The 23,604-nt window shown below is 58.2% G+C and carries 20 protein-coding genes; 12 read left to right on the top strand and 8 right to left on the bottom strand.

The window, feature by feature from the left end:
- Nucleotides 1-170: 170 nt before the first annotated feature.
- Both AC1EJ1_RS01795 and AC1EJ1_RS01800 read left to right on the top strand, forming a co-directional pair.
- Complete coding sequence (locus AC1EJ1_RS01795; RefSeq protein WP_285014876.1) at nucleotides 171-911, top strand: TetR/AcrR family transcriptional regulator; 741 nt, start codon at nucleotides 171-173, stop codon at nucleotides 909-911.
- A 21-nt stretch (nucleotides 912-932) separates the two neighbouring features.
- On the top strand, nucleotides 933-1,727 hold the full coding sequence (locus AC1EJ1_RS01800) for a serine hydrolase domain-containing protein (protein ID WP_285015087.1): 795 nt from the start codon (nucleotides 933-935) through the stop codon (nucleotides 1,725-1,727).
- 133 nt (nucleotides 1,728-1,860) lie between these two features.
- On the opposite strand, the gene AC1EJ1_RS01805 is transcribed toward AC1EJ1_RS01800, so the two are convergent.
- Nucleotides 1,861-2,748 carry an exodeoxyribonuclease III gene (locus tag AC1EJ1_RS01805; RefSeq protein WP_285014873.1) on the bottom strand — a complete coding sequence of 296 codons (888 nt, stop codon included), beginning with the start codon at nucleotides 2,746-2,748 and terminating at the stop codon, nucleotides 1,861-1,863.
- A gap of 106 nt (nucleotides 2,749-2,854) precedes the next feature.
- On the opposite strand from AC1EJ1_RS01805, the gene AC1EJ1_RS01810 reads away from it, so the two are divergent.
- The 5 genes from AC1EJ1_RS01810 to pyrE all read left to right on the top strand — a co-directional run bounded on the left by AC1EJ1_RS01810 (nucleotide 2,855) and on the right by pyrE (nucleotide 7,890).
- Nucleotides 2,855-3,634, top strand: coding sequence for an SDR family NAD(P)-dependent oxidoreductase (locus AC1EJ1_RS01810; RefSeq protein WP_070727946.1), 780 nt, complete (start codon nucleotides 2,855-2,857; stop codon nucleotides 3,632-3,634).
- A 215-nt stretch (nucleotides 3,635-3,849) separates the two neighbouring features.
- Nucleotides 3,850-5,172 carry an ABC transporter substrate-binding protein gene (locus tag AC1EJ1_RS01815; RefSeq protein ID WP_070727680.1) on the top strand — a complete coding sequence of 441 codons (1,323 nt, stop codon included), beginning with the start codon at nucleotides 3,850-3,852 and terminating at the stop codon, nucleotides 5,170-5,172.
- A gap of 77 nt (nucleotides 5,173-5,249) precedes the next feature.
- A complete protein-coding gene (locus AC1EJ1_RS01820) occupies nucleotides 5,250-6,329 on the top strand; it encodes a carbohydrate ABC transporter permease (RefSeq protein ID WP_070727678.1) in 1,080 nt (359 codons plus the stop codon).
- Nucleotides 6,326-7,171 carry a carbohydrate ABC transporter permease gene (locus AC1EJ1_RS01825; RefSeq protein ID WP_058237283.1) on the top strand — a complete coding sequence of 282 codons (846 nt, stop codon included), beginning with the start codon at nucleotides 6,326-6,328 and terminating at the stop codon, nucleotides 7,169-7,171. Before AC1EJ1_RS01820 ends, AC1EJ1_RS01825 begins: the two co-directional genes overlap by 4 nt.
- A 152-nt stretch (nucleotides 7,172-7,323) precedes the next feature.
- Nucleotides 7,324-7,890, top strand: coding sequence for an orotate phosphoribosyltransferase (pyrE, locus tag AC1EJ1_RS01830; protein ID WP_480295254.1), 567 nt, complete (start codon nucleotides 7,324-7,326; stop codon nucleotides 7,888-7,890).
- 93 nt (nucleotides 7,891-7,983) lie between these two features.
- Here the strand turns inward: pyrE and AC1EJ1_RS01835 are convergent, their stop codons facing one another.
- Nucleotides 7,984-8,808 carry an HAD-IIA family hydrolase gene (locus tag AC1EJ1_RS01835; protein ID WP_058237281.1) on the bottom strand — a complete coding sequence of 275 codons (825 nt, stop codon included), beginning with the start codon at nucleotides 8,806-8,808 and terminating at the stop codon, nucleotides 7,984-7,986.
- On the opposite strand from AC1EJ1_RS01835, the gene AC1EJ1_RS01840 reads away from it, so the two are divergent.
- The 4 genes from AC1EJ1_RS01840 to AC1EJ1_RS01855 all read left to right on the top strand — a co-directional run bounded on the left by AC1EJ1_RS01840 (nucleotide 8,807) and on the right by AC1EJ1_RS01855 (nucleotide 12,343).
- Entirely contained in the window at nucleotides 8,807-9,007 is a 201-nt protein-coding gene (locus tag AC1EJ1_RS01840) for a hypothetical protein (RefSeq protein ID WP_285014870.1), read from the top strand. The genes AC1EJ1_RS01835 and AC1EJ1_RS01840 overlap by 2 nt on opposite strands.
- Before the next feature lie 5 nt (nucleotides 9,008-9,012).
- Complete coding sequence (locus AC1EJ1_RS01845; protein WP_480295255.1) at nucleotides 9,013-9,657, top strand: TrmH family RNA methyltransferase; 645 nt, start codon at nucleotides 9,013-9,015, stop codon at nucleotides 9,655-9,657.
- Between the two features lie 138 nt (nucleotides 9,658-9,795).
- Nucleotides 9,796-10,821 (top strand): class II fructose-bisphosphate aldolase, encoded by a 1,026-nt coding sequence (gene fbaA / locus AC1EJ1_RS01850; protein WP_285014864.1) that lies wholly within the window; start codon nucleotides 9,796-9,798, stop codon nucleotides 10,819-10,821.
- A 214-nt stretch (nucleotides 10,822-11,035) separates the two neighbouring features.
- Entirely contained in the window at nucleotides 11,036-12,343 is a 1,308-nt protein-coding gene (locus AC1EJ1_RS01855) for a hypothetical protein (protein WP_480295256.1), read from the top strand.
- A gap of 57 nt (nucleotides 12,344-12,400) precedes the next feature.
- On the opposite strand, the gene AC1EJ1_RS01860 is transcribed toward AC1EJ1_RS01855, so the two are convergent.
- From AC1EJ1_RS01860 to AC1EJ1_RS01875, 4 genes are all read right to left on the bottom strand, one after another.
- A complete protein-coding gene (locus AC1EJ1_RS01860) occupies nucleotides 12,401-14,617 on the bottom strand; it encodes a glycoside hydrolase family 127 protein (RefSeq protein WP_480295257.1) in 2,217 nt (738 codons plus the stop codon).
- Nucleotides 14,523-15,323 carry a glycerophosphodiester phosphodiesterase family protein gene (locus tag AC1EJ1_RS01865; protein ID WP_480295258.1) on the bottom strand — a complete coding sequence of 267 codons (801 nt, stop codon included), beginning with the start codon at nucleotides 15,321-15,323 and terminating at the stop codon, nucleotides 14,523-14,525. The genes AC1EJ1_RS01860 and AC1EJ1_RS01865 overlap by 95 nt, the downstream gene beginning before the upstream one ends.
- Nucleotides 15,324-15,369: 46 nt before the next feature.
- Complete coding sequence (locus AC1EJ1_RS01870) at nucleotides 15,370-16,635, bottom strand: DUF4032 domain-containing protein (protein WP_257525571.1); 1,266 nt, start codon at nucleotides 16,633-16,635, stop codon at nucleotides 15,370-15,372.
- A 157-nt stretch (nucleotides 16,636-16,792) separates the two neighbouring features.
- On the bottom strand, nucleotides 16,793-17,878 hold the full coding sequence (locus tag AC1EJ1_RS01875; protein WP_480295259.1) for an SGNH/GDSL hydrolase family protein: 1,086 nt from the start codon (nucleotides 17,876-17,878) through the stop codon (nucleotides 16,793-16,795).
- 149 nt (nucleotides 17,879-18,027) lie between these two features.
- Here AC1EJ1_RS01875 and AC1EJ1_RS01880 point away from each other — a divergent pair, with 149 nt between their 5' ends.
- The gene (locus AC1EJ1_RS01880; protein WP_285014852.1) at nucleotides 18,028-18,321 is read left to right on the top strand and encodes a putative quinol monooxygenase; all 294 of its coding nucleotides are present in this window, start codon (nucleotides 18,028-18,030) and stop codon (nucleotides 18,319-18,321) included.
- A gap of 133 nt (nucleotides 18,322-18,454) precedes the next feature.
- Here AC1EJ1_RS01880 and AC1EJ1_RS01885 read toward each other — a convergent pair whose 3' ends face one another.
- Nucleotides 18,455-21,385 (bottom strand): Cna B-type domain-containing protein, encoded by a 2,931-nt coding sequence (locus AC1EJ1_RS01885; RefSeq protein WP_480295260.1) that lies wholly within the window; start codon nucleotides 21,383-21,385, stop codon nucleotides 18,455-18,457.
- A 752-nt stretch (nucleotides 21,386-22,137) separates the two neighbouring features.
- A complete protein-coding gene (locus tag AC1EJ1_RS01890; RefSeq protein WP_285014849.1) occupies nucleotides 22,138-23,292 on the bottom strand; it encodes an ABC transporter ATP-binding protein in 1,155 nt (384 codons plus the stop codon).
- Nucleotides 23,293-23,604: the final 312 nt, after the last annotated feature.

Here is a 23,604-nt window from a genome sequence, read left to right on the forward strand (position 1 = left end):
CCTGACAGGTAAAATCGCAAGTGAATAATTGGTGGGGTGATCACTGGTGCCGCCTTCGTCTAGTTTGGCGAGGGCGGCTCAGTTTGATGCCGAGTTGCAGATAGACTGGGGACGGATCTATCCGTGGCGCATTCAAAGCACCGGATCAAAGACATGTTGAGGTGGCAATCGTGACGACAGGGCGCAAGAATCGCGGTTCATACTCGACTGGCCTGGCCACCCGCGAATCTATCCTGAACGCGGCGATGTCGCTCATCTCGCGCCGTGGCTTCGCCGGCATATCATTGCGTGACATCGGTCGTGAAGTGGGAATATCCCATCCTGCGGTCATCTACCACTTCCCATCAAAAGAAGCGCTGCTGGGTTCTGTGATCAACCGCATGGAGGAACGAGCGGGGCTGGTTGATTTCGTGGAAGACGCCGAAAATGGCCGGACCGTTCAGGCGCGCGTCATTCCCGAAACGCTGTTCGACTTTGCGATCGCCATGATGAGATTGGCGAACAACCCGGATGTCTCGATGATTATTGACCTGGAGTGCATTCTTGCAGTCGAAGCAGCATCAACGACGCACCCTGTTCACGATCACTTCGTCGCGAGGATCTATGCGATCCACGATTTCCTGCGCGACGAGGTGACCCGCTTGGCATCTGAGGGCATTGCCAAGACCGATCTCAGTCCGGCGTTCCTGGCGAAAACCCTTATGCAGATATGGTTCGGCCTGTCTCTGCAGGCCCGCTACTCCGACGATGAGCAGGCGGGGCGCCAAACAGTGGCTATCTTCCTGGCACAGACCCACCGACTCCTCGGACTGGATTCGGACACAACACTGAAAGTGGGCCAGGCGATCCCTGAAGAAGTCGGTGACGTTTATGCACGTTTCCTGCGAGTGGCAGGGACTCTCAGTTCGTAACCTGGAGGCATAGTGGCTGACATGGATCTGTACCCCGTCCCGTTCGGACACGCGCTCGCAGTGGTGCGCAGCGACCGCACGCTGTATGTGCAAGGCGATGAGTCAGTGGTCTACCCTCTGGCATCGGTCACGAAAGTCATCGCCTCACGCGCCATCCTTGTGGCAATTGACCAGCACCTGATGAACCTTGATGATCCGCTGGGGCCGACAGGATCTACCGTGCGTCACCTGCTGGCTCACGCCTCCGGAATTGCAGCCGACTCGCGCGAGGCGCAGGTGCCCCCAGAAACGGAGCGGATCTATTCCAACGCAGGCTTCGACATCTTAGGGGAGGCAACAAGCGAGGCCACAGGTGAAGAACTCAGTCGCTGGATCGAGCTGAGTGTCCTGGAGCCGCTGGGAATGACAACAGCAGATGCGCCCGGATCTCCTGCTTATTCCGCGGTTGGAAGTGCGGCTGATCTGATTGCTCTGGCTCAGGAGCTCCTCGCTCCCACGCTGATCAGCGAGGACCTTGATCAACAATCCGTGTCAGTGCAGTTCCCTGATCTGGATGGCTTCGTGCCTGGATACCGTAAGCACCGCCCGTGCCCCTGGGGGCTGGGCGTGGAGATCCGCGGCCACAAATCGCCGCATTGGACATCTCAGCATGCCGACCCCGCCACGTTTGGGCACTTCGGAGTGTCCGGCTCGTTCATCTGGGTTGACCGTGGTCGAGACCTGGCGGCTGTATTCGTCGGCACAGAGAAGTTTGGCAGTTGGCACAAGAAGAATTGGTGCCTGCTCAATGATCAGATTCTTGAGCGCTTCGCATAAGGGCACTGCTGGCGACGCCTTGCAACGGTGCCCTGCTGGCGACAGCCTCCGATAACGCTCTGCTGCCGGCCCATTTGTCTGCGCTCCACGCATCGAGAGTATGCGTCGTGCGGCCACCTCGGGCAGAGGGACCCTAATGTGCGATCTCAACGATGACCGGCACGTGGTCAGAGGCTCCCTTGCCTTTGCGTTCATCGCGATCAATCCACGCCTGCGTGATGCGGGCGTCAAGTGCAGGCGTCGCATACATGAAGTCAATGCGCATTCCTTCGTTACGAGGGAAACGCAGCTGCTGGTAGTCCCAGTACGTGTAGTTCGTGACGCGAGGACGAGTCGCTTCCACCCATCCATCGGCTTCAAAAGCCTCAAAGGCGGAACGCTCTGGCTGTGTGACGTGGGTGCGGCCGTCGAAGAAGTCGATATCCCACACGTCCTCATCGCGCGGTGCCACATTCCAGTCGCCCACCAGCAGTGCGCTCGGTGAGCCGCCCTCATCCGATGCCGTTGCAGGTGGGACAGCGCCGCCCTCGGCCAGTGTATCCTCACCCGGGGCATCACCCTTGGATACCCCGCTGGAATCGCCTGCAACGTAAGGTGAAACGGCAGCGCGCAGTGCGGCGAGCCACTGGAGTTTGTACTGGTAGTGCGGGTGGTCAATCTCGCGGCCGTTCGGAACATACAGACTCCACACATCCAGTCCTTCAGGCGTTCCATCGTCGATCCGCACTCGCAGGGCACGCGCTTCGACGCGCGCAGGATCTCCCCATGTGGGTGCTCCCGGAAAGTCGCGGGATACGCTGAGAATGGGAAGCCTGGAAGCGATCGCCACGCCATTCCACTGGTTGAGTCCGTGAACCTCCACGCGGTAGCCGGCATCGGTGAACGCGTCAATCGGGAACTGATCCGGCTTGCATTTGATCTCCTGCATTGCCAGTACGTCCAGATTCCACCGCGCGCAGCACTCGATGACGCGGTCGACGCGGGTACGGGCTGAGTTAATGTTCCACGTTCCAATCCTCATGCCTCCACCCTACCGGCGCAGGCTACGCGTTGAGCGAGCACGGATCCGTCGGCGCATGCTGGTCACTGAGCGAGCATGCACGCGCTGGCGACCTTACGATGAGGTTATGGGTACAGCTTTAGTCACGGGAGCAACATCAGGTCTGGGAGAAGAATTCTGCTGGCAACTTGCCGAGGCGGGACATGATCTGGTTCTGGTTGCCCGCACGCAGGAAAAACTCGATGACCTGTCCAATCGTCTGGAGCAGATCGCGAACATCACGACCGAGGTGATCGCAGCTGACCTGTCGCAAGCCGGGGACGTACAGCGGGTTGCCGAGCGTCTCGACGTTCAGCCTGATGATGAATCTGGATGTGCACCGGTGGGCCTGCTGGTCAATAACGCAGGGATGGGTCTGGGGGAGGAGTTCCTCGACAACGAACTGGAGACGGAAGAGCAGGCCCTGGATGTGATGGTGCGAGCCGTCATGGTGCTGTCGTACCACGCTGGTCGTGCCATGCGCCGACGAGGAGTAGGCGCCATCTGCAACATCTCCTCCATCGCTGCAGAGACCGGGATGGGTACCTATAGCGCGCACAAAGCGTGGGTGAAAGCCTTCAGCGAAGGATTGGCGTTCGAACTGGAAGGAACCGGGGTGACTGTCACCGCTGTATCACCGGGCATGACGCGCACAAACTTCCACAAGGCAGCTGATGTTGATGTGTCCGACACACCGGGATGGATCTGGTCGGATGCGGAAACGGTGGTCTCGCAAGCTCTTGAGGCCGTTCGTCGCGGGCGGGTGCTGGTGACGGCGACTGCGCTGTATAAGAGCGCGAATGTGGTCTCTCGGCTGACTCCGCGGTGGTTGATGCGTAAGGTGATGCGCGCCGTTCCGCACATGTAGCGTGACGGGGCTGCTAGCATCGCGGGGCGTTGTGCGGGCAAGTTTGCCAAAATTGTTACCAAATGTAAACAAATGTAACGCGCTGCAATTGCATACATTTTGTGGAGACAACGTTGTAGAGTAAAAGCAACGTCGATCGTTGATCGGCACCTGAGAGGCGGCTCGATCTGAGAGGCCACCGAATTCAGGTTTTTGACACGAAGGAGTGAACGAAAATGGCAACCAGAAAAGGAATTGCCTTGGCAGCTGGCGCTGCTGCGATGGTGCTGATGACGGCATGTAGCAGTGGTGGTGGCGGACAGGCATCAGGGGACTCAGGTGCCTCTGGTGGCGGCGCAACCGGTGAATTCGAGGGGCGCGGCCCCATCACCTATGTGCAGGGTAAAGACAACTCCGGTCTGATGGCTCCCATGTTGGAGGATTGGAACAAGGACCACCCGAACGAAAAGGTTGAGATGATCGAGTTGTCGGCCGAAGCCGATCAGCAGCGCAACTCGATGGTTCAGAACGCTCAGACCCAATCAGATGCATACTGCGTTATTTCTCTGGACAACATCCACGTCGCCGAATTTGCTGCTCACCGCTGGGTTGAGCCGCTCAACGAGGCAGACTTTCCCAAGGACAAGATTCTGCCGGCTGTGTGGCAGACAGGCCTGTACCGTGACCAGCTCTACGCCATGCCCCATGGCTCTGATGGTGGCATTTTGTACTACCGCAAGGATCTGCTTGAGCAGGCCGGTGTGACCGATCCGCCCAAGACGTGGGATGACATGAAGAAGGGCTGCGAAGCTGTGCGCGGCCTCGACGGTCATTCAGACATCGGGTGCTATGGCGGACAGATGGCCAAGTACGAAGGCCTGACGGTCAACGTTGACGAAGCCATTCACTCCGCCGGCGGACAGATTGTCAGCCCCGAGGGCGAAGTAGTCGTCGACTCGCCTGAAGCCCTCAAGGGTCTGCAGACGCTTGAAAATGCCTTCAAGGATAACTTCATTCCTGAAGAAGCCTTGACTTACAAGGAAGAAGAAGGCCGCGCCGCATTCGAAGCCGACCGCCTGGTCTACTACCGCAACTGGCCATACCAGTACTCCCTGACCAAGGAAAAGCTGGGCGACAAGTTCGGAGTTGCTCCGCTGCCTGGTTTGACCGCAGATCAGCCTGAAGGAGGCGTGTCCTCACTGGGCGGCCACAACGTCGCCATCTCCAGCTTCTGCAAGAACAAGGCGACCGCGTACGACTTCATCAAGTGGTTCACTTCAGAGGAAATCGGAAAGCGCATGCTCACCGAGCAGACGCTGGCTCCGATCTACACCGCGTTGTACGAGGATCCGGAACTGATCGATCAGTACCCGTATCTGCCGGCGCTGAAGGGCTCCATCGAGAGCGCTGCACCGCGCCCGCAGGTTGTCAACTATGGCGACGTGTCGGCAGCGATTCAGGATGCCGTCTTCCCTGTTCTGCAGAGACAGGCAACGCCTGAACAGGCCCTTAAGGATTTGAGCGCCAAGCTCACCGAGCTCACGGCTGGCCAGCAGTAAGTTTGTCACCGCTCCTGGTTGGGTGGCTTGTGCCACCCAACCAGGAGCCTTAGCGCGCTTTCCAGGAGGAAGAACTCATGGCGAAAGCACCCACTCAGAAGACGCAACGTCGCGGAAAATCTGAGTCGCAGAAACAGCAAAGTCGCTTGGCGGCGTTGCTTGTTTCGCCCACCATCATCGTTATTTCAATCGTCATTTTGTTCCCCACGATTTCGGCTCTGTATCAGTCGCTGTTCGGCGCCAAGGGAATCGATCCTGAAACAGGATTCGTCAACGATACCGAGCCATTCGTTGGACTGGACAATTACATCAACATCTTCGCCGGAGACACCGGCGCACGATTCTGGACTGCGTTCTGGAACACGACATTCTTCGCGTTTGTCACAGTCAGTATCGAAGCTGTCCTCGGCGTGATCATGGCGCTCATCATGCACCAGGCCATCAAGGCGCGCGGGTTCGTCCGTGCGGCAATCCTCGTGCCATGGGCAATCCCCACTGCCATCTCGGCCGTGCTGTGGAAGTGGATCTTCGATGCGCACGGAGCTGCGAACGCTCTGCTCAATACGCAGATCCTGTGGGCGACATCTGAATGGCCCGCCAAATTCGCCATCATCATCGCTGACACGTGGAAGACGGCGCCGTTCATCGGACTGCTGACCCTGGCCGGTCTGCAGATCATTCCCGAGGAAGTCTACGAGGCAGCCAAGATTGACGGTGCAAACGCATGGCGTCGTTTCCTGTCCATCACGCTTCCACTGGTCAAACCAGCACTCGTTGTCGCAGTCCTGTTCCGCGCTCTCGATGCTCTGCGCATGTTCGACCTGCCCTACATTCTGATCGGACCGCGTAAAGGATCTGTCGAAACGCTGTCCATGCTGGTTCAGGATGAGGCAACAAACCTGAGATACGGGTCAGGTGCTGCGTACGCAGTGATCCTGTTCCTCTACGTCTTCCTCATATCCTTCGCCTTCATCAAGCTGCTCGGCGCAGAACTGTTTGAAGATGACGGCCAGTCGCAGAAGAGCTCGAAGCTGCGTTTGAGCGCGTTCTTCAAGCGTTCGAAGGAAGCGAAAGAAGTCCAAAGGCCACCCTCGTCCACCACCGGGGGAGCTGACGCGCCTGCCCAGGCCGGATTGACTGCGGAGGTGTCACGATGAAAAGCAAAGGTGTCAAGGCGGCTCTGCTCGACACGTCCTCATGGATCGGCATCATCGCGATCGTGGTGTTCTGTTTAGCTCCGTTCTACTGGATGATCGTGTCCTCACTGCGTCCCACGCGCGACATTTTCGACACGACGCTGTGGCCGCGCGAAGTGAGCATGGAAAACTACGTTGAGGTCTTCAAGCCAGACCGCCTGTTCACGCAGTCACTGTTGAACTCGCTGATCGTTGCCGGCGTGACGACGATTCTGGCACTGCTGGTCGCGACGTTCACCGCGTACGCTCTGGCGCGACTGGAGTTCCCGGGCAAGACGTTGGTACTGACCATTGTCATCGCCTCGTCGATGTTCCCGTTGGTCGCCATCGTGGTGCCGTTGCTCAAGCTGTTTACACAGTGGGAATGGATCAACACCTATCAGTCGATGATTGTGCCCGACCTGTCATTCGCACTGCCGCTGGCCGTGTGGAATCTGACCAGCTTCTTCAGGCAGATGCCGCGCGAACTGGAACAGGCCGCAATGGTCGATGGCTGCACGCCAGGTCAGGCCTTCCGCAAAGTCATCATTCCGATCGCCGCTCCTGGCATTTTCACCACTGCCATCATCGTCTTTATCAATGCGTGGAATGAGTTCCTCATTGCCGTGACGATGGTCAACAAGCAGGACATGAAGACTGCTCCGGTCATTGTGTCCCAGTTCGGTGGCGTATCCGGGTTTGAGACGCCGTTCGGCTCCCAGATGGCGGCCGGCGTGGTGGTCACCGTGCCGCTGGTCATCATGGTGCTGATCTTCCAGCGCCGCATCGTTGCCGGCCTGGCAGCAGGTGGCGTCAAACAGTAAAGGAGGCACAGGCGCCGCGGAACGCCAGACGGAACGGGCAACCGAGGCGCCAGGGTACTTCACTACACGCGAATACTCCCCAGGTGAAATGCCCAATGTGATGTCATGGGGCAAGCTCTCCGCGCCGGCACTGCACGCGGTAGGCTTGCCCCATGACTAATGACTCCCATAAATCGCGCCTGGCCGAACTGGTACGTGAACTCGCCGTGATCCACGAGCACGTCACGCTGGCATCGGGCAAAGAATCTGATTTCTACGTCGATATGCGCCGAGCCACCCTCCATCACGAGGCGGGTCCCCTGATCGGCCACGTCATGCTGGACATGCTGGAAGAAGCTGGTTTCGGCCCTGAAGACTACGACGCGGTGGGCGGTCTGACGATGGGCGCCGACCCGGTGGCCACCGCCATGATGCACGCAGCCGCCTCTCGCGGCCTGAACCTGGACGCATTCGTGGTGCGCAAAGCAGCCAAGGACCACGGCATGAAGCGCCGCATCGAAGGCCCAGACGTTCAGGGCAGGCGCGTGATCGTCCTGGAAGATACATCCACCACGGGTGGCTCACCGACCGAAGCTGTCCATGCTCTGCGTGAAGCCGGGGCAGAAGTCCTGGCAGTTGCCGTTGTTGTGGATCGCGCCACGGGCGCCAAAGAGCGTATCGAAGCAGAAGGACTGCCGTATTTCAGTGCCCTCGGACTGGCCGACCTCGACCTCGACTAGTTTCTACCTCGATCTCAGTGAGTGCCGACCGGAAGGTCGATTCACGAGGGTAGCCTGCGCATTGATCCCAACCGCGCGCGGATTGGCCGGAGCTTAGCCGCGCCCGGCTTCGACCAATTCGACCAGATCGCCAATGCCTTGGTGAACACCAAACGGGCGGTACGGGAAATTCTGAATTTCGTGTTCATCGGTTGAGCCAGTGAGCACGAGGTGTGTGCGCAGTCCGGCCTCCACACCGGCCTGAATATCGGTATCCATACGGTCACCGACCATCGCCGCGGTCTCGGAGTGTGCGCCGATTTTATTGAGCGCGGCCCGGATCATAATGGGGTTCGGTTTACCTACGTAGTAGGGCGAGCGGTTTGTTGCACGCTCGATCATCGCGGCAATGGAGCCGGTTGCCGGAAGGGTGCCCTCGTCGGAAGGCCCGGTTGCATCGGGGTTGGTGGCGATGAACTTCGCGCCTTTTTCGATCAAACGGATCGCGCGAGTCAGGGCGTTGAAGTCGTAGGAGCGTGTTTCGCCCAGAATCACGAATTCAGGATCCGTGTCGGTCATGATGTAGCCCGCATTGTGCAGCGCAGTGGTCAGGCCGGCCTCGCCAATAATGTAAGCCGATGATTGCGGGGACTGCTGCGACAGGAACGCAGCGGTCGCGTTGGCAGACGTCCAGATACGGTCTTCCGGAACGTCCAGGCCGGAACGAGCCAGTCGGGCGGACAGGTCGCGGTTCGTGAACGTTGAATTATTCGTCAGCACCAGGAACGGCATGTTGTGCGATTTCAATGCGTCGAGGAACTCCTGCGCGCCGGGAAGCGCGCGGTTTTCCTTGACCAGGACGCCATCCATGTCGGACAGCCAGGCAGTGGCCGGTGGCATCTGCGAGAGCGGCACCGTGTCGTAGAGGTTTTCGTTCATGGCTCTAATGTATCGAGGATCAACCGTTAGTGGGCAGATGCGGGGCAAGAAGGTGCAGATGCTGTCGCGACATGTGTCTGCGTGTATGGCGGTGCGCGGTATTCAGGTCGAGAAGTGGCAAGACGAGGCGAGGGGCAAGCTGGAGTGCAGTGTCAAGGCGACCTGTGAAACCGAGGTGCTCATTATCCGTGTACCCTAGTCGCCGTGGGGGATACGAATCGTTCAACAGCATCCAACGCTCCTGCAGGGGTAGGGCCGTGGCCAGGGGGATCAAATGCATGGCCCGATGACGAGCGACTCGACCCCGACTTGTTGGCGAACGGCGATACGCGAAACGTTGAAGACCAGTACCGTTACTGGACCATGGATGCCATCCGTGCCGACATGGCACAGCGCTCCACCGGGCTGCATGTGGCGATTGAAAACGTCGAGCATGATTTCAATATCGGCTCGATTGTGCGCACCGCAAACGCTCTTGGCGCCAGACGTGTGTGGATTGTGGGGCGTAAGCGGTGGAATCGTCGAGGCGCGATGGTCACTGATCGCTACCTGGATGTAGCGCATGTTGACGACTGTCAGGCACTCGCTCGCCAGTGCGTCGAGCAGGGAATCACGCTTATCGGTATCGATAATGTGGAGGGCTCGCGCCCGCTCGAAGGGGCCGTGATTCCCGAGCGGGCATGCCTGGTTTTTGGTGCCGAACGCGGCGGGCTGAGCGAAGCTATGCGGCGGGCTTGTTCCCAGATCCTGCACATCACGCAGTATGGGTCGACCCGGTCGATGAATGTGGGTCATGCCGCTGCCATTGCTATGTGGGCATGGGTTGTGCAAACAAAGGCGACGAGCTAGAGGCCATTGTCAACACTCATGCGCTGGGCCTGCTGCCAATAAGTGTGCAATGGTCGGACGGGACTTTCTCCCCTCCACGGCCGAGCAAAACATGAGATAATACTGATTGACCGACTGTCGTTCAAAGAGGAGGCTCCTGTGCCTATCGCAACACCTGAGGTCTACAACGAAATGTTCGATCGCGCCAAGAAGGGCAAGTTTGCTTACCCTGCGATCAACGTGACCTCATCCCAAACTCTGACTGCAGCTCTGCGAGGCTTCGCGGAAGCAGAATCCGATGGCATCATCCAGGTTTCTGTGGGCGGCGCAGAATACTGGTCCGGCTCGACGATCAAGGATCGCGTTGCCGGCTCACTCGCTATGGCTGCATACGCACGCGAGGTTGCCAAGAACTACCCAGTCACCGTCGCGCTGCACACTGACCACTGCGCCAAGCAGAACATTGATTCCTGGATTCGTCCGCTCATGGAACTGGAAGCCGAAGAAGTCAAGGCAGGACGTCTGCCCTTCTACCAGTCCCACATGTGGGACGGCTCATCCGTTCCGTTGGACGAGAACCTGAAGATCGCTCAGGAACTGCTGGAGCTGTCGCAGAAGTCCAACACCATTCTTGAAGTTGAGATCGGTGTTGTCGGCGGCGAAGAAGACGGCATCAAGGGCGAGATCAACGAAAAGCTCTACACCACTCCTGAAGACGGCATCAAGACCGTCGAGGCGCTGGGTCTGGGTGAAAAGGGCCGCTACATCACAGCGCTGACCTTCGGTAACGTCCACGGTGCGTACAAGCCTGGTTTCGTCAAGCTGCGCCCGGAGATCCTCGGAGAGATCCAGGAAGCTGTGGGCAAGAAGTTCGATGCTGGCAACCGACCCTTCGACCTGGTGATGCACGGCGGATCCGGTTCGACCGCTGAGGAAATCGCCACCGCTGTCGAAAACGGCGTCATCAAGATGAACGTCGACACCGACACGCAGTACGCATTCACCCGTCCCGTTGCCGCCTGGATGATGCAGAACGTCGAAGGCGTTCTGAAGATCGACGGCGAGGTCGGCGTGAAGAAGCAGTACGATCCTCGTTCATGGGGCAAGGCTGCTGAAGCTGGCATGGCTGCTCGCGTTGTCGAGGCATGTGAGCGTCTGGGCTCCACCGGCACCAAGATGAAGTAAGCATTCGCGAGCCGCTGTCACTGACAGCATCCGCGAACGGTCACCTTGCCGGTGACTGACGTGAAGAAGGCTCGGATGGGCGCGCTGTCGAGCGTGACCATCCGAGCCTTTTCGCTGTGCAAAGGCAGAAAACGGCGCCTGACCGCTCAAAATGGGGCGCAAGACGTCTGCTCGTGATGAGATACTGGTAGTGAAATCAACGTGGGAGGATCCAATGACGCAACAGTGGAATCGGATTGACGGCATGATGATTGCCCAGACACTCAATCCTGAAGAAGTCGCTGAAGACTTGTCCAAGAGAGGAATCGTCGCGCGACTGGAGTGGTTTGACCGCAGCACGCGGCTGCTGGGCTTTGTCATGGCATCCAACGATGATGGCAAGCTCGCCACCATCGGACCTCGCTCCGAGATCCTCAAACCGGGACCGACCGAACAGGAACTCGCTGACGAACTTGCCGCCACCTACAAGGCTGAGGTGCGACTTGGCGCCGGCCAGTCAGACCACCTGGATGAAGTTGTTGACGGATCGCACGACGATGCGCGGGCGGACGAGGCAGGCGACGACGTTTCCGACAAGGACGCACCAGATACGGCCGACGAAACAGCCTCATTAAGCCAGGACGAACTGCGCGCCCAATTCAATGGCGACATGAACGAACCGCTCGATGCAGTGAAATCGCGCATTATCGAAATCGGACGGACTCCCGCATCGTCCGTCCCACTGCTGGCGGCACTCGAAGGTGTCGATATTGCAGATCTCGAGCTGCCCGGCGATGCACGCGCACTCTTTGCCGAACTGCCCCCGGAACGTTTGGGCTGGAACTTCGGCGATTTGCCGCTGGTCACGCTGTCTATGGCAGATGACGAATTCCAGATATTCCTGGTGACTGACGACCATCTTGAACATGTCATTTCCTTCAACTGGGCAATGCGATACCTGATGGTCCCCGGCAAACGCGGTGTCAGCGGGAAAAGCACCGACGAAATCGACGCGCTCGCCGGCGAAAACACGAATATGAAAGAAATTGCCGCGATGATTCCCGGTGCCGACGCCGACGCACTCATTGACGCCACCACAAAGAGCGGTGACGAGGCAGTGAAAGCCGTCGTGGCGGCAGTTGGCCTGCCGGATAGTGCCGCCGACTTCCTGCTCGGCAGGTGCAAGGCTGAAGCAGTTGAGGGAACGCAGCCTCACATGGCGCGCGGAATTTCCAATGCAATTGGTCGAAGCGTTGACATTCTGCTGCGGGAACCGGAAGCAACCGGCCACAACATCTGGGAGGCTTACCACTCGACCGCGCTTGAAAAGCCCTGGATTGTGCGCGTCGGCGCAGCGGTAGAAGCTGCAACCGGTGCGATGCTGGTGGCAACGGCGATCCGCACCTCGAAACCCCGATCCGGATGGAGCAAGGTCGCCGGTGTCCTCGGTTCACTGCTCATCATTGACTCCGTTGCTGAAGTGTCACTGGCGAAAATGCTGGCACTGCGAGCCGACCGGCGCACGGACGCTGCCGCACAGTAGTTTCTTTCGTGGGGAACTGAGCGTTGTGGGCGGAGACGGCATGGGATGTTGAGGCTGTTACCGCAGTCTTTCTGCATCCAGGAGCCATACGGCCATTGCGCCCTGGCCGCGGTTATTCCATGCGTAGTACGGCACCAATGTTGCGCGAGTGCTTGTCAATGACGGCGAGTGATGCGAGTACAGTGCCGCGTTGTCCGAGGAGGTGGCCGCGGCGGCAGAAAGATGAAGCTCGTAGAGACCGAGCTCATTGTTGAAAGAAGTATCGGCGTCAGAGCAATCGGCTATGGCAATGCATGGTATGGGTGCATCGTTGTCAATCTCTTCAGCGCAATACACCAGAGGTCCACGTTCAATTGCCACCTTGCCGGCGCAGTCTCCTACGCGGGGATTTGCCCACACGCGGGTTGTGTCCATCGCAAGACGAAGGTCCAACTGCGTCGAGTCGTGCCACGTTCGTTCGATGCACGCGTACCCGTCGCGCATCGCAGGGGTAACGGACTCGCCATTGATGGCCAGTGTGAATGACGAAGCCCATTGCGGAATTCGTAAACGCAGCATGTGCTCTGTCGGGGAACTGGCACTGACAGTGAGACTGACGTCGCCATCCCATGGCATGTTGCTCGTCTGCTGGATTTTCATGCTGCCGTTTGCAACAGGCCACGATGCCTCACTGCTGATATAGAGATTGACGGTCATCACTTCAGCCTTGTGATCGTCAGCAGTGTGACACGTGGTATCTGCGGAAAAAGTGGCAGGAGAGTCGCCCTCGTCGATGGAGTAAATAAAGTGTTCGAGCGAAGTGAGCAGACGTGCGAAATTCGGCGGGCAGCATGCGCACCCAAACCACGGTGAGCGCGAACGCGTCCCATCGGACTCAAGAGGATTATCGTAGAAATAGCTCATGCCATCGAGTGAGGCTCCGGAAAGCACCCCGTTGTACAGTGCGCGCTCAAGAACATCAATGTAACGTGCTTGACCGGTCATGTACGCCATGCGTTGTGCCCAGAAAACGAGGCCGATAGCTGCGCATGTTTCGGCGTAGCCGTGTTCGTTCGGCAGATGATAGGCAGGCCCGAAGGATTCGAGTGCTGGTTCGGATCCCACTCCGCCCGTGACATACATTTTGCGTGTCGTCACGTCATTCCACAGGGTCTCGCATGCGTCGCGCAGACGCTGATCGTGAGTGGCGATTGCGAGGTCAGCCATTGCGGTATAAAGGTACATGGCTCGCACTGCGTGCCCGACAGCTTCATCCTGCTCGCGTACGGGTCGATGCGCCTGATGATATTCGTATGTGTCATCTGGCTGCACGCCTGTCCGCGCGCGTTCTTCGAGTGCGAAGTATGGGGGTTTCTGGCCGCGCCGATCAATAAAGCGTTGCGCCAATTCAAGATAGCGTGTCTGGTTCGTAAGACGAGCCAACTTTACCAAAGCGAGTTCAATTTCCTCGTGACCTGGGTAGCCGCCACTGCAGGGTCCATCATCTGCAAACACACGGTCAATCAGGTCGACATAGCGGGTGACAACACCCAGCAGTTTTGTCGAGCCGGTTGCATACGTATGCGCGACGGCAGCCTCAATGAGATGGCCGGCGCAATACAGCTCGTGTTGATCTCGCAAGTTTGTCCAGCGCTTGTCAGGCTCGACCAGCGTGAAATGGGTATTGAGATAGCCGTCGTCCTGCTGGGCGCCGGCAAGCAGTTCAATCGTGGAATCAACGGCTTTTTCGAGGGTGGGATCTGGATGGGAGGCCAGAGAATTCGATGCAGCTTCGATCCATTTGGCGATATCTGAATCCCAGAAGATGTGAGGTTCTGGTGTCTGGCCAGGTTTCCATGCCATTTTTAGCGCATCAAAATGATGCCCCGGTTCGCTCATCTGAGCCTGCTGATGGGAAAGTGAGCGCGTGCGGACGATTTCGCGACGTGGAGACCAGAAATCATCAGTAACTGTGACTGACTTGAGAGGCAGTGCGCCGGGTAACGGAGAAAAAAACGATAAATGTGAACGTTCATAAATCACGGCAGTGTGAATCCTTCCGAACCGGTTTTCTTTGATGGTAGTAGCCTGATGGCCATTCGTCGAATGTGCGTTGATACGCTGCGCACCTGGCGTATCAGAAACTGCCAGAAGGAGACGGCGCGTCGACCGGCATACGGCCGACGCGCCACAACGTCTTCTAGGCGCGCAGAGCCTCAGCCGGGAAGTCCTGAACCCGGTCAGTGAAAATACCCGTGACACCCCATGCGGCCAGTTCGCGTGCGCGATCAACATCGTTGACAGTCCACACGTTCACTTCCAGGCCAGCCTGACGGGCATACTCCACGTCGCGATGTGTGACAGCCTTATTTGCAGGGTGAACCGCTGTGCACCCCAGTTTGGCGGCGGCATCGACGGCACTGGTGATCGACTCGGATTCGGGGTCAACGAGCCAGCCCAGATCGAGGGATCGATGCACCGTACCGAAGGCGCTGGCCTGGCCGCCCTGGTGATGTGCCTGCCATGCGACGGAAAAGTCGCAGAGGAGGGCGTGATCAAAGGAGGACACCAGGATCTGCGACGGATTCTTCATACTGGCAACGAGCACACAAATGCGGTCGATCAGCTCGCTGCGCAGCGTCTGCCCACCCTGGCACGGCTTGATCTCCAGGTTGCCGATCATCTGATTGGCGTCCAGGAACGTGAGCACCTCGCTCAGCTCAGGAACCCGCTCAAAGCGATAGGTGTCAGAAAACCACGCGCCCGCATCCAGGCGACGCAGGTCCTTGAAACCTTTGTCGTAGTAGCCGCCGGTACCGGACGTGGTGCGGTCGAAAGTCTGGTCGTGCATGACCAGTAATGTTCCATCGCCCATGATGTCGACATCGAACTCGATTCGACGAGCCCCGACTTCCATTGCCTTGACGAACGCTCCCATCGTGTTTTCGGGCGCAAGGGATGAGGCCCCGCGATGGGCGAAAAGGTGAGGAAACTCAGACACGGATTCTCCTTCAGACGTAGTCAGGGGCGGTGCAATGTCGCCCTCGTTAATACATATCCTCATTGTGGAAGGCAGGCAACTCTGCAGTATCGAGCGGGTCAGGATCGAGAAGCACAGCCTCGTCACGCTTTTGAGGCAGAACGGAACGCGTATAGGAATCGATGACGTCAGCGAGCGGGATATCATGTCCGGCTTGCTGAGCGAGGTACCAGCGGTGCTCCAGAACTTCATGGAAAATCTGCGCCGGCTCGAGTTTCCGGGTCATCTCGGGCGGCACGCCGGTGACGATCGGTTCGAACACGTCACGCATCCATTCGTGCGCCACGATTTCAATGGGCATGTTCTGACGACCGGTGATCGCACGATACGTTTGCAGATCATTCAGCATGCGGCGTGCCTGCTGTTCGCCCACATCCATTCCCGTCAAACGCATGATCTGTCGATGATAGTGCCCTGCATCCACCACTTTTGGCGTGATCGTCAGGTGCGTGCCGTCAATATCTGACACCATCTGCAGTTCGCCCACATTGAAACCCAGGTCGTTGAGGCGTTCGATGCGCTCAGCGACCTTCCACCGCTGATTCAGCTCGATGGATTCGGATGCGGTCAGTTCGTGCCACAGGTCCTCGTAGCGCGAACGGATGCGGTCACCCACGATGATCGGGTCTTCGTCCTCCGGAAAGAAACCGCCAGCCTGCAGGTCCATCAGTTCACCGATAATGTTCGTGCGCGCCAGGTCAACGTCGTAGTCACGCTGACCGGGCGTCAGGTTCGGGTGCAGCTCGCCGGTTTCCGCGTCCACCAGGTACGCCGAAAATGCCCCGGCATCGCGGCGGAACAGTGTATTCGACAGGGACACGTCGCCCCAGTAGAAGCCGAGCAGGTGGAGGCGAACGAGCAGCACGGCAAGCGCGTCGATGAGACGAGTCGCCGTGTCGGGAGTCATGAACTGGCTGAACAATGCGCGGTAGGGCAGTGAAAACTGCAGGTGCTCTGTAACCAGTGCGGCGTTGAGCTCTTCGCCCTGCGGGTCGCGTCTGCCAGTAATGACAGCTGTAGGTTGGACGGACGGAGCATCCAGACGCACGAGATCGCGCAGGAGTTGATATTCGTGGTGGGCAACCGACTCGCCAATCTCCTTGACGGCGATCACGCGCCCGGACAGGTTGACGAAACGCACGATGTGTCGCGAAATTCCTCGCGGCAGCGCGGCCAGAATCTCACTGGGCCAGTCTTCCAGCGGAACTTCCCACGGAAGGTCCAGCAACGCAGGATCGACGCGTGCAGCAGTGATCTCCATGGACTGAGGCATAGGTCTATTCTCGCACTTTATTGGCGTGTCATGTGGGACGCATGGATGGACCGGCGGACGCCGGCTTGCAGATGCGCGGGGTGGGGTCGCCCCCTCGGCAAAAGTGAAGCATCACGAGGGGCAACTGGCCAGCCCGGCTCCTGCCTTGTGCGCGAGTTTAACGCTGCGCAAGAATCGCGTCGGTGAGCGTGTCGGCTTCCGCTGCCCAGCCACTGGGCGTGGGATGCATGTAGCCCATAAGGTCGGTGGAGGCGAAAGGTGCTGAGATCCAGGAATGATCCTGGGACGCCGCCATGTGCGGATCGAGGCCGTGCCCGTCGAAGGCGTCTCGAATGTCAACAAGGTGGAAGCGGGTCGTCCCATTGGCCTTGTTCAGATCGCTGATGATGCTGGACTGCAGGTCGGTGTAGCGAGCCTGGAGGGTGCGCAGCGTGGTGCCGGCATCGAACCAACCTGCAGGACCTTCGGGAAGCATGTAGGACGGCGTGCTCAGCAGATCCGGGTAGGACAGCAGATAGATGTCAGCGTTGCCGGCGGCACGCTCGTCAATATCTCTCAGAAGGGTGGTGAGGCGCGTGCGGAAGGTGTCGACGGTGACGGCAGTCTCGTTCATGCGCTGCTGGCAGGACGAGGCATCACGCCCGATGAAGCAGGACACGATGATGCCGAAGAAGTTGGCATCGTTGCCGCCAATTGTCAGGAACACGGAGTCATAGTCGGGGGTGACGGCGTCGAGCTGAGGGAGCGCGTACAGGTGGCATTCGGCGGTGGCTGTGTAGAGAGAGCCCGCCGGTGCGGGTGCGACCTGGCGAATATCCCACGTGAAGTTCCCCTCGGGCAGTGCGCCGCAGATCTGGGATTCTTCGACGCGGCGCTGCCATTCAGCGGGCTGGTCAGGGTAGGTCGACTTGGGTAGAACGTAGGTCTTCGTCACCGACTTCTTCCACCCCAGGGACTGTGAGGAGTAGAAGTCCTTCGACTGTGCACCTGAGCAGGCACGGTTTGTGTACGAGGCGCCAAGGCGTTCAGCGGTGACAGCACCGTAATTATTGGGCGAGCGGTAACAGTTCGTTTCCGTGTAGTTCTGCGCGCCGTTCCCGGCCGAGTAGGAGTCGCCCAGCTGCAGAATATTGTGCGGGGTCGAGGGTGACTCAGATGCGGTGGCGCTCTCAGCGTGCGCGGTAAGCGGTGCGAGGAGACTGAGGCATGCCACTGCAATGCCTGATGCAACTAGACGACGCATTTGACATCCTTCCATGATGGCCTGAGGAGCGGCCGCAGCTGGCCCCTCCTGTCATGACAATACCTTGTGAAGGGGACAGAACGCGTGAACAGGCCGCCAGGAATAGGCTGGTCGGTAAATCGCTGGACGTAGCGACACAGGGGGTCACGATGAGCCTAACGGTTAATCTGTATTACACAGGACACAATGGGAGCGCCCGCGCATTTGCTCAGGAGATGGTAACCAGCGGCATTGTTGATCGAGTTCGCGCCCAGGAAGGTAATGAACGTTACGAGTATTTCTTCCCGATGAATGATCCGGAGACGGTTCTGTTGATCGACCGTTGGCATGACCAAGAAGCCCTTGACCAGCATCACCATTCTGAGATGATGACGCAGATCGCGCAGCTACGTGAGAAGTACGCGCTGCATCTGCGGGTCGAACGCTATCGCGACGATCACTGACCATGGGGGCCTGACGGCGATCCGTGTCGTCCTCGATATCGCCCTGCCTTCCAGCGAAAGCTGTACGATCAGGTGATCAGCCCTGATGGTGAAAACCGTGCAGGGGCGTGGTCTTCGCCATCAGGGCAGCTTCTCATCTCTCAGCCCTGCGCCGTAAACGCGCTCCAGCCCTGACAGCGACTCCTGCAGCGCCCAGTGCGCCGAACAACCACAGCGCCGTGGGATCAGCTCCCGTTTTCACCAGACGAGGTGGTGCCGGGGGTGTCGGCGGGGTTGGTGGAGTAGGCGGTGTCGGTGGCTTCTGCCTGTTCGTCAGTGTCACCACCACATCGTGAGAGCCCTCCTGCGTTGCTGCCTGCTGCGCAGCTGAGTCAAATCCTTCGATTGGCGTCTCGACCACTGCGTACCGGACCGGCTCGCCTGCAACGGTTCGTGGCAAGTTCGTAAAGATGTAAGTCCAATTGCCGTCAGCATCTGGGGTGATGGTGACGGGGTCGCCCACGTTGGTTGGGTCGCCCTTGCCAATTTGGCGAGTGAGCTGGACCGTGATGCTGTCCGGGATGGCGGGGGAGGTGCCTTCAAGCGTTTCGCCATCAACATCTTGCCAGATCTTGTTGACCGTCACAGTCATTGGAGTCTGCGTATTCGTGATGGTGAGTGCGCGCACCTGCGGGGCATCCGAAATCATGGTGATGGGGGAAATGACTGAATCATAGCCGTCGACGTGCAACTCGTGAATTGAATATGTAACCTCTTCAGCCTCGTCGCTGCCAGCGTTGACGAGGGTTGTTGGAAGACCTTTAAACGTGTGACGCCAGTTGCCGTCCTTATCTGGAGCGATGGTGACGGGATCGCCGAGCTGAGTCGGATCGTGCTGCCCGATTTGGCGCATCAACTGGATCGTGATGCTTGAGGGCAACGAGGGCGACGCACCGGGAATCTCGGTGCCTTCACTGTCATGCCACTGCTTAGCGACTTCCAGATCAACTGTGTCGGGTTTTCCGAAAGTGACGTTACCGTTTGAACCGATTCCTGCACCTCGTTCGGCACTGTTTTTCGTGATTGTGAGCTTGGCCAGCGTTGATGCATCATTCTTCGTGTGATCTGTAGCCTCTGAGTGGAGACCCTCATTTCGGAGCGGCCGATCCCAGAAATTTTGCGGATCTCCTGGAGCCTCTGGGGAGAAACGTTGGTCTTCGTTATCGAAGTAGTAGGTGACGTCGCCGCCACCCAGCATACGATTGGCCAAGCGTAAATTGATCGACCCGGCGGAACCGTAATTGTCATGGGCGATATCGGAACCGAAATGGCTGGCAGAGTTATTGAAAATCCCGGCACCTTCTGTCACGTATAAGTCGATGGAGCCGGTCGGGCAGACCCACACTCCGCCACCGATATGCTTAGCCTCATTACGGTTGACTGCAACGTTTTCAAAGTGCGCTGAGTAGGACTTGGTGGCCACGTAGACACCGCCCCCCATTTGCTTCGCCGTGTTCGCTTCGATGTTTCCGCCGCGTAAAGTAACGCGGTTGCTGACGACGTTAATTCCGCCACCGGTGCGGTCCGCGCTATTGTGGGAAATCGTTCCACCATTCATGATGAATGCGGCTGGGGAAAGATTGCCCCACTCGTCGCCAGTCAGGCCAGATCGCTTTCCTGTGCTGGGGATCTCTGCCCATGTCCCTTCAGCGCCTTGTACGTAGTCATCGAATGTTCCTACGCCGCCTCCATTGGGAGCGGTGTTATCGGTGATCGTCCCACCGTTCATCGTCACAACGGAGTTGCCGAATGAAAAGACGCCGCCGCCGCTGAATAGACCGACGTTGTTGGCAATCGTCCCGCCGTTGATGTCAACTGTGTTACGCGCTGAGTCTTTGGTGCGTTCGGCATCATCCTTGTTGTCAGGCCAAGAGAATGCGAGAATGCCTCCGGCGAAGCCGTTGTTGCTGGAGATCTCACCGCCATTCATCACCATGTGGCCACCGTTGTACAGGCCGACCCCTCCTGCTTCACCGAAGCCGTACGGTGAGTGCTCACTGACGCCGGAGCCCCAACCGTCGGTGATGAGTCCTCCATTCATGATGAACGTTGCACCATCGCTGACTGCGATATTGCCTGCACCCCTTTGAGTAGTGGTGGTATCTTGTCGCCTGTGGTTATCGGTGATGGTGCCGCCATTCATGGTGAACGAAGCTTTGGAACCCGTGACGGTCACTGCACCGATGTGAAATCCTGAGTGGTCGCGTACGCCGCTGAGCGTGCCTTGATTGAGGACAAATGCTCCTCGTGAGTGGACAAGGATCTGCCCATTCTTAACGTACTCGCCGCGAGCGCCCATCTCGATCTCGCCGCCTTCGGGTTGAGCAGAAATGGTCAGGGTAGCGCCTTCCTCGACGTTGAACAGAGCAGAACCCCTGAACCCGTCCTCAGCGATGAGCGACGAGGAATTGGCTCCCCACGCATTGGCAGGATAATTGACCAGCTCAATGTCAGCTCCGCGTGGAATCGTGACAGTGTCGGTGAGATAGGGGCCGACCATTCCCAGAACGATGCGAGTTGGTGTGGAGCCAGCCTGTGTGATCAGTGAACGGAATTGGTCCTCGCTGCACGTGAGATCTTGCTGAGGCGTGTAGCAATAGACCTCAGTGCGTTCAGCATCTGGCGCCGATTCGGTTGCGGCTGACCGTTGAGTACGGGTGCGTGCTGAATCGGTGGCCGGCGCTGTCATCAATGGGGCAGCTCCAGACATCGGCGCGTCGGCTGCTGTGGAGTAGTCTTCATCTCCCACAGTACCGACAACAGCGGGATCCCCCGGATTTTCAGGAATATGAAGGCCTCCCTGCTCTGAGGGCGATTCAGTACCGCTTTGCGGTGAATCTGCAATGGTATTGGAGGCTTCGGGAGAGTCGGAGGCGGCGTCATCAGCCCAAGTCGGGGAGACGAAACCAACTACGAGGCTCGAGGTACACGCGAGCGCAGCTGCGCATAATGCTGCCAAATGTGTGAAAGCCGATGTGCGAGTGCGTGTCGGACTGTGCCCTGGACGAGAGGGTGCAAGAAACATGTGATCACCTGTCAATGGGTTTGAGTTATTGCCGTGCAACTGTGAGAGACAATCAACGAAAGCTTACCACTAGGTTGGAGTAAAGAAAAAGGGGGTCGTGACAAGTGCTCGTGGAAGGATGTCCACCACCACATCGCCCGCCTCACCAGCCACGGGTCGTGACAAGTGCTCGTGGGAGGATGAGTCAGGCAAATAGTGCGCTGAAGATTCCCTCAGTGGTCTTGAAACGAAGCGTTGCGGTTTTGTTCTACGTGTTTCGGAGGTTTGGGAATGTGGTTGGGAGGTATTGGCGGGAGTTGAGGTACTGCGAGGTCAGGATGGTTGCGGATCGTCCTGCCGATGGTGGGCCGATGGCAGCGTGTGTTTTCTCAAACGACAAACGTCGCTGACGTACAGGAATAAACCGGCAACGGGTAATGTATATGATTCTGACGCGGAAGCCCTCGCCTGAAACCATCAACGGCCTGTTCGAAGCTGAACCGATATGCAAGCAAATTTTTGGGACCGCTCCACCTTGTCGTACTCCCCACGAGAGCTAGAGCCCCTGGTAGAACGCTGCTTGCCTCCACCAAGCCCTCAACTGCACCAGTGAAGAGCAAAGTGTTCGATCCAAATTTGACAGAGTGTAAAATTTGTGTCTAGAAGAGATACGAAAAGGTGGCTCGCCCCATGTTGGGGCGAGCCACCGGTGATATTTCAGTGGGGGAACAGCATCAGATTTGCATCGTCAGCTGACCCTCGTGAGTCTTGACTTAGGCAGGCAGACGCTCGCCAGTTGCCGCCGAGAAGTTGTGTTGCTGCGCAGGAATGACGCGAGCGTGGATCACAGATCCCGGCTTCGGAGCGGTACGCGGAGGAACGCGAACGATCAACTGATCGCTCTTGTCTTCCTTATTCTCATCAGGATTCTCGTCGGTACCCGATCCAAGGCCGTGGCCTCCCTCGACACCTGCAAGGTGTCCGTAGATGTAGGCGTCAGAGCCGAGTTCCTCAACGAAGTCGACTTCGATCGGAATGGTGCCTTCGACATCTTCACCAACCAGCTCAAGTCCCTCAGGACGGAAACCGATGACGACCGTGTTGTTGTCTTCTGGCTTCAGAGCCGCAATGGTGGCATCCGACAGGGCAACGCGAGCAGTTCCGAGGACGCCCCAGTTGCCTTCGACCTTGAAACGACCCAGGTTCATTGCAGGTGAACCGATGAATCCTGCGACGAATTCGTTGGCGGGGCGTTCGTACATTTCCTGAGGTGTGCCAACCTGCTGAAGGATGCCGTTGTTGAGAACCGCGATGCGGTCACCCATTGTCAGAGCTTCGGTCTGGTCGTGGGTCACGTACACGGTTGTAACACCGAGTTCGCGCTGCAGAGATGCAATCTGGGTACGAGTCTGCACACGCAGCTTGGCATCCAGGTTGGATAGCGGCTCGTCCATCAGGAACACCTGCGGTTTACGAACAATTGCACGTCCCATTGCGACTCGCTGACGCTGACCACCGGACAGAGCCTTCGGCTTGCGGTCCAGGTAGGGCTCCAGGTCAAGGATGCGTGCTGCTTCGTTCACGCGCTCACGGATTTCGTTCTTATCCGTGCCAGCGATCTTCAGAGCAAAGCCCATGTTGTCGCGCACAGTCATGTGCGGGTACAGAGCGTAGTTCTGGAAGACCATTGCAATGTCGCGGTTCTTGGGCTGAACATCGGTGACATCGCGGTCACCAATGAAAATGCGTCCAGAGTTGACGTCTTCAAGACCAGCAAGCATACGCAGTGACGTTGACTTTCCGCAGCCGGAAGGACCAACGAGGACGAGGAACTCGCCGTCAGCGATTTCCAGGGACAGTTCTTTCACAGCTGGCTTGTCTGAACCCGGGTAAATGCGGGTTGCCTTATCAAACGTTACTGTTGCCATGTTTTTAACCTCCACCGACAGGTACGTGCCGGACGATCCAAGTAGAGAGCCGGGACAACGGCGTCTTCACCGCTGCCGATGCTGCCGTTCCCCCTGTGAACGAAAGCACTGGATTAAAAATACCATGAGATCGACAGCGGGGGATACCTGAGATAGTGAATCAGTCCTGTTGCGCATGTCACTGACCAGCATCATCAGCTATGACAGTGCAAGAATCAGCCATGAGTGAAAGAGGTCTCGTCATTCTTGGACTCGCGCATGGCCCACAGTCTCACTGGGAGCTTTTCCCGCGCCCGCTCTTACGTGATTGTC

This window comes from Pauljensenia sp. C0170B4 (assembly GCF_056590235.1).

Excerpts from the sequence above, each read along its gene's own strand:
- AC1EJ1_RS01800 (WP_285015087.1), top strand. The coding sequence starts at position 933 with ATGGATCTGTACCCCGTCCCGTTCGGACACGCGCTCGCAGTGGTGCGC.
- AC1EJ1_RS01805 (WP_285014873.1), bottom strand. The coding sequence starts at position 2,748 with ATGAGGATTGGAACGTGGAACATTAACTCAGCCCGTACCCGCGTCGAC.
- AC1EJ1_RS01810 (WP_070727946.1), top strand. The coding sequence starts at position 2,855 with ATGGGTACAGCTTTAGTCACGGGAGCAACATCAGGTCTGGGAGAAGAA.
- AC1EJ1_RS01815 (WP_070727680.1), top strand. The coding sequence starts at position 3,850 with ATGGCAACCAGAAAAGGAATTGCCTTGGCAGCTGGCGCTGCTGCGATG.
- AC1EJ1_RS01820 (WP_070727678.1), top strand. The coding sequence starts at position 5,250 with ATGGCGAAAGCACCCACTCAGAAGACGCAACGTCGCGGAAAATCTGAG.
- AC1EJ1_RS01825 (WP_058237283.1), top strand. The coding sequence starts at position 6,326 with ATGAAAAGCAAAGGTGTCAAGGCGGCTCTGCTCGACACGTCCTCATGG.
- pyrE (WP_480295254.1), top strand. The coding sequence starts at position 7,324 with ATGACTAATGACTCCCATAAATCGCGCCTGGCCGAACTGGTACGTGAA.
- AC1EJ1_RS01840 (WP_285014870.1), top strand. The coding sequence starts at position 8,807 with ATGGCTCTAATGTATCGAGGATCAACCGTTAGTGGGCAGATGCGGGGC.
- AC1EJ1_RS01835 (WP_058237281.1), bottom strand. The coding sequence starts at position 8,808 with ATGAACGAAAACCTCTACGACACGGTGCCGCTCTCGCAGATGCCACCG.
- AC1EJ1_RS01855 (WP_480295256.1), top strand. The coding sequence starts at position 11,036 with ATGACGCAACAGTGGAATCGGATTGACGGCATGATGATTGCCCAGACA.
- AC1EJ1_RS01860 (WP_480295257.1), bottom strand. The coding sequence starts at position 14,617 with ATGTTGATCGCGCACGCGAACTGGCCGCATGGGGTGTCACGGGTATTT.
- AC1EJ1_RS01870 (WP_257525571.1), bottom strand. The coding sequence starts at position 16,635 with ATGCCTCAGTCCATGGAGATCACTGCTGCACGCGTCGATCCTGCGTTG.
- AC1EJ1_RS01875 (WP_480295259.1), bottom strand. The coding sequence starts at position 17,878 with ATGCGTCGTCTAGTTGCATCAGGCATTGCAGTGGCATGCCTCAGTCTC.
- AC1EJ1_RS01880 (WP_285014852.1), top strand. The coding sequence starts at position 18,028 with ATGAGCCTAACGGTTAATCTGTATTACACAGGACACAATGGGAGCGCC.
- AC1EJ1_RS01885 (WP_480295260.1), bottom strand. The coding sequence starts at position 21,385 with ATGTTTCTTGCACCCTCTCGTCCAGGGCACAGTCCGACACGCACTCGC.
- AC1EJ1_RS01890 (WP_285014849.1), bottom strand. The coding sequence starts at position 23,292 with ATGGCAACAGTAACGTTTGATAAGGCAACCCGCATTTACCCGGGTTCA.